The sequence below is a fragment of the Aeromicrobium sp. PFPM2_SD2 genome, from assembly GCF_057364525.1.
Genome location: NZ_JBNFNZ010000213.1, coordinates 1 through 4,093 on the forward strand (window position 1 = coordinate 1; position 4,093 = coordinate 4,093).

The following is a 4,093-nucleotide window of genomic DNA, read 5'->3' on the forward strand; positions in this document are numbered from 1 at the left end:
CTGCAGGGCCCAGCGTACCGCGGTGCGTTGCAGCCCGGCAGGCGATGCGCCCGACGCCGCCGAGCGCGTCGCGCTGGCGTCCTCCGGGGTCAGCAGCTCGGGCAGGCCGTAGGGCCAGGTGCCCGCGTGGTCGCCGCCGTAGTAGTCGGTCCAGTCCTGCGCCGACGACAGGCGGTGGTCGGCGCCGAGGTCGACGACGAGCGTGTCGTCGCCCAGCGTCGCGGCGACCGCGCCGGACTGGCCGTGCGGCAGGCCGAGGAACACGACGTCGTGGCCGCCGAGGGTCTCGGCGTTGGTCTCGAGCAGCACGCGATCGTGCAGCGGCGTCAGGTGCGGCTGGTGCTCGACCAGGCGCGAGCCGGCGCTGGACGCGGCCGTGAGCGCACCGATCTCCACGTGCGGGTGCTGCAGCAGCAGGCGCAGCACCTCGCCCCCGGCGTACCCGCTGGCTCCTGCGACGGCGACGGTGATCTTCTTCTCGGGCATGGTTCGTCCTTCCCTCGGGCGCCGACTCAGTCGGTGCCGAGCTCCATCGCCGCGGCGTCCAGGGCCAGCGGGTCGGCGTCCGCGGACGGGTTGGCCTCGATGCGCACCGCGCCGCCGGCCGGCAGCTCGCCGAACAGCGTGCCGTTCTCGACGAGCACCTGGCCCTGGTCGAGCGGCTGCTCGGCGTAGAGCTCGAGCTTGGCCCGCGAGTCGGCGATGTCGAGGTTGCGCATGGTGAGCTGGCCGATGCGGTCGGTGGGGCCGAACACGGCGTTGTCCGTGCGCTCCATCGACAGCTTCTCGGGGTGGTAGGAGAACGCCGGGCCCTGGGTGTCCAGGACGGTGTAGTCCTCGCCGCGGCGCAGGCGCAGCGTGACGTCGCCGCTGACGACCGACGCGATCCAGCGCTCGATCGACTCGCGCAGCATGAGCGACTGCGGGTCGAGCCAGCGTCCCTCGTACATGAGCCGGCCCAGCCGGCGTCCGTGCTGGTGGTAGTTGGCGATCGTGTCCTCGTTGTGGATCGCGTTGACCAGCCGCTCGTAGGCGGTGAACAGCAGCGCCATGCCGGGCGCCTCGTAGATGCCGCGGCTCTTGGCCTCGATGATGCGGTTCTCGATCTGGTCGGACATGCCGAGCCCGTGGCGGCCGCCGATGGCGTTGGCCTCCATGACGAGCGCGACCGGGTCGTCGAAGCGCGTGCCGTTGATCGCGACCGGACGGCCGGCCTCGAAGGTGATGGTCACGTCCTCGGCGTCGATGTCGACCGACGGGTCCCAGAACTTGACGCCCATGATCGGCTCGACGGTCTCCAGCGAGACGTCCAGGTGCTCGAGCGTCTTGGCCTCGTGCGTCGCGCCCCAGATGTTGGCGTCGGTGGAGTAGGCCTTCTCGGCGCTGTCGCGGTAGGGCAGCTCGTGGGCGACGAGCCACTCGCTCATCTCCTGGCGGCCACCGAGCTCGGCGACGAAGTCGGCGTCCAGCCACGGCTTGTAGATGCGCAGCTCGGGGTTGGCCAGCAGGCCGTAGCGGTAGAACCGCTCGATGTCGTTGCCCTTGAACGTCGAGCCGTCGCCCCAGATGTTGACGCCGTCCTCCTGCATCGCGCGCACCAGCAGCGTGCCGGTGACGGCGCGGCCCAGCGGCGTGGTGTTGAAGTACGTGCGGCCGCGAGCGGATGTGGAAGGCGCCGCAGGCGAGCGCGGCGAGGCCCTCGTCGACGAGCGGGCGCTTGCAGTCGATGGCGCGGGCGAGCTCGGCGCCGTACTCCATCGCGCGGCCCGGGACGCCGGAGATGTCCGGCTCGTCGTACTGGCCGATGTCGGCGGTGTAGGTGCACGGCACGGCGCCCTTGTCGCGCATCCAGGCGACGGCGACCGAGGTGTCGAGGCCGCCGGAGAAGGCGATGCCGACGCGCTCGCCGGCGGGGAGGGAGGTGAGGACCTTGGACATGTCGCACATTCTTGCATACGTCTGCAAGAACGTGCACACCGACCCGCCGCCCCTACGATGCTCGCATGCGTCTGCTGCTCCTGCGACTCGTCGCCCTGCTCGTGGTCGTGGCGGCGGGGCTGCTGCCCGGCTGGATCGCCTCGCAGCCCGGGGAGTCCTCGCCGGCCACCGACCCGGTGACCATCACCGGCTACCGCGCGTCGTTCGACGTCGACGAGGACGGCACGCTCACCGCGCGCGAGCAGGTGACCGCGCAGTTTCCGGGCGGCCGGCACGGCATCTTCCGCTACTTCGACCTGGCCGACCCGGTCGACGAGGGCGCCCGCCTCGTGCCCGAGGACGTCGAGGTGACCCTCGACGGGGCCGCCGAGCCGTTCACGCTCGCGTGGAGCAACGGACGCCGCTTCCGCGTCGCCCGCATCGGCGACGCCGACCGCTTCGTCTCCCCCGGCTCGCACACGTACGTCATCACCTACCGGGTCGACGGCGCGCTCGTGCCGGCCGGCTCGGCCGACGGTGACGGCTCCTCGAGCTGGACGAGCGACCACCCGGACCGCTCGGTCCTGTACTGGAACGTCGTGCCCGGCGGCTGGGAGATGCCGATCGAGCGGGCGACCGTCGACGTCCGGCTGCCGGTCGCCCCGGAGTCCGTCACGTGCGCCACCGGCTGGGGCACCGCCCTGGACGCCTGCGACGCGGCCCGCACGGACGGGAAGACCGTCACGCTCACCGCCGGACCGCTCGACCCGCGCACGCCGGTCACCCTTGCGCGCCGACCTCGACGTCGCCGCCCCGGACCGCGCGTCGGTGCCCTGGCCGGTGTCGATGGACCTGGCCCTCGGACGCTCGCTGCCGGTCGTCGTCGTGGTCGGCGTGCTGAGCCTGCTCGCGCTCGTCGCGGGACAGCTGTGGGAGCGCCGGGCCCGTGAGCGGACGCCCGGCTACCCGGTGATGTTCGAGCCGCCGCCCGGCCTGGGGCCGGCCCAGACCGCCTACATCGTCGAGGAGCGCGTGCCGGACCGCGCGCTGGTGGCGACGCTGCTGCACCAGGCGTCCCTCGGGCTGACCCGGCTCGAGCAGGACGCCGACGCGCTGACCGTCGTCGGGCTGGCCGAGCCGCAGGCGTGGGAGGAGCACGACGTCGTCACCCGCCACGTCGGCGAGATGCTCGGGGTCACGACGCCCGGCGCGACCTTCCGCGCCGACGGGTCGGTGGCGGCCGGCACGACGCTGGCGGGACTGCGCACGTCGGTCAAGACGGCGACCACCGGCTGGGCCACCGCCTCGGGAGCCCTGCGTCACGTGGCGTCGGAGTGGGTCGGACGCTTCGCGGTCGTCGGCGCCGTCGTGCTCGCGGTCGCGCTGGCGTTCGTCGTGCGTCCCTACGTCTGGGTCGCGCCCCTGGTCGCCTTCGCGATCGGCGGCCTCGGCCTGCTCGCGCCGGGGGTCGGCACGCGGCGCACCCGCGAGGGACGCCTGCTGTGGTCGCACGCCGGCGGCTTCCGCCGGGTCCTGACCACCGACTCGGCCGAGGCCCGCTTCGACTTCAGCGCCCGTCAGGACCTGTACACCGACTTCATCCCCTACGCCGTCGTCTTCGACTCCGCCGACGCCTGGGCCCGCACGTACGAGAAGCAGACCGGGCAGTCCGCGCCGCTGCCCGACTGGTACGTCCCGGCCCCCGGGCTGCCGGTCTACGCACTCGGCGGCGCGGCCGCGCTCGACCAGGCGGTCGCGGGCTTCGAGTCGTCCATCTCGTCCTCGATCAGCGCCTACCAGGCCACCCAGGCGTCCTCGTCGTCGTCCGGCGGCGGCTTCGGCGGCGGGGGCGGCTTCGGCGGTGGCGGGGGCGGAGGCGGCTCGTGGTGACCGCTCGACGCCTCGCTCCCCCGTGCGCAAGGATCACCCCATGATCTGGATCATCGTCATCGTCGTCGTGCTCGTCCTGCTCGTCGGGCTGGGCGTCGTCGGCTTCAACAAGCTGCGCACCGCCGACGTCGAGGCGCAGGAGGCGCTGGGCGGCATCGACGTCCAGCTGACCCGCCGCGCCGACCTCATCCCGAACCTGGTCAACACGGTCAAGGGCTACGCGACGCACGAGCGCGGCGTCTTCGAGGCGGTCACCGCGGCCCGGGCCGCCGCGGCCGGCGCCGCC

3 protein-coding genes and 2 pseudogenes are annotated in these 4,093 nt (G+C 73.2%); 3 read left to right on the top strand and 2 right to left on the bottom strand.

Going from position 1 to position 4,093, the window contains the following annotated elements; all coding sequences use genetic code 11:
* Positions 1–486: pseudogene (locus AC2W7G_RS10500) on the bottom strand (N-acetyl-gamma-glutamyl-phosphate reductase); the annotation flags it as partial.
* A 26-nt stretch (positions 487–512) separates the two neighbouring features.
* Positions 513–1,938, bottom strand: a pseudogene (argG, locus tag AC2W7G_RS10505) (argininosuccinate synthase).
* A gap of 65 nt (positions 1,939–2,003) precedes the next feature.
* Between argG and AC2W7G_RS10510 the strand changes: the two are divergent.
* From AC2W7G_RS10510 to AC2W7G_RS10520, 3 genes are all read left to right on the top strand, one after another.
* Entirely contained in the window at positions 2,004–2,867 is an 864-nt protein-coding gene (locus tag AC2W7G_RS10510; RefSeq protein WP_485868383.1) for a DUF2207 domain-containing protein, read from the top strand.
* A gap of 22 nt (positions 2,868–2,889) precedes the next feature.
* Complete coding sequence (locus tag AC2W7G_RS10515; RefSeq protein WP_485868385.1) at positions 2,890–3,807, top strand: DUF2207 family protein; 918 nt, start codon at positions 2,890–2,892, stop codon at positions 3,805–3,807.
* A 40-nt stretch (positions 3,808–3,847) separates the two neighbouring features.
* Positions 3,848–4,093 (top strand): LemA family protein (locus AC2W7G_RS10520; RefSeq protein ID WP_485868384.1); only part of this gene is annotated, 246 nt, incomplete at its 3' end.

Excerpts from the sequence above, each read along its gene's own strand:
- AC2W7G_RS10510 (WP_485868383.1), top strand. The coding sequence starts at position 2,004 with ATGCGTCTGCTGCTCCTGCGACTCGTCGCCCTGCTCGTGGTCGTGGCG.
- AC2W7G_RS10515 (WP_485868385.1), top strand. The coding sequence starts at position 2,890 with ATGTTCGAGCCGCCGCCCGGCCTGGGGCCGGCCCAGACCGCCTACATC.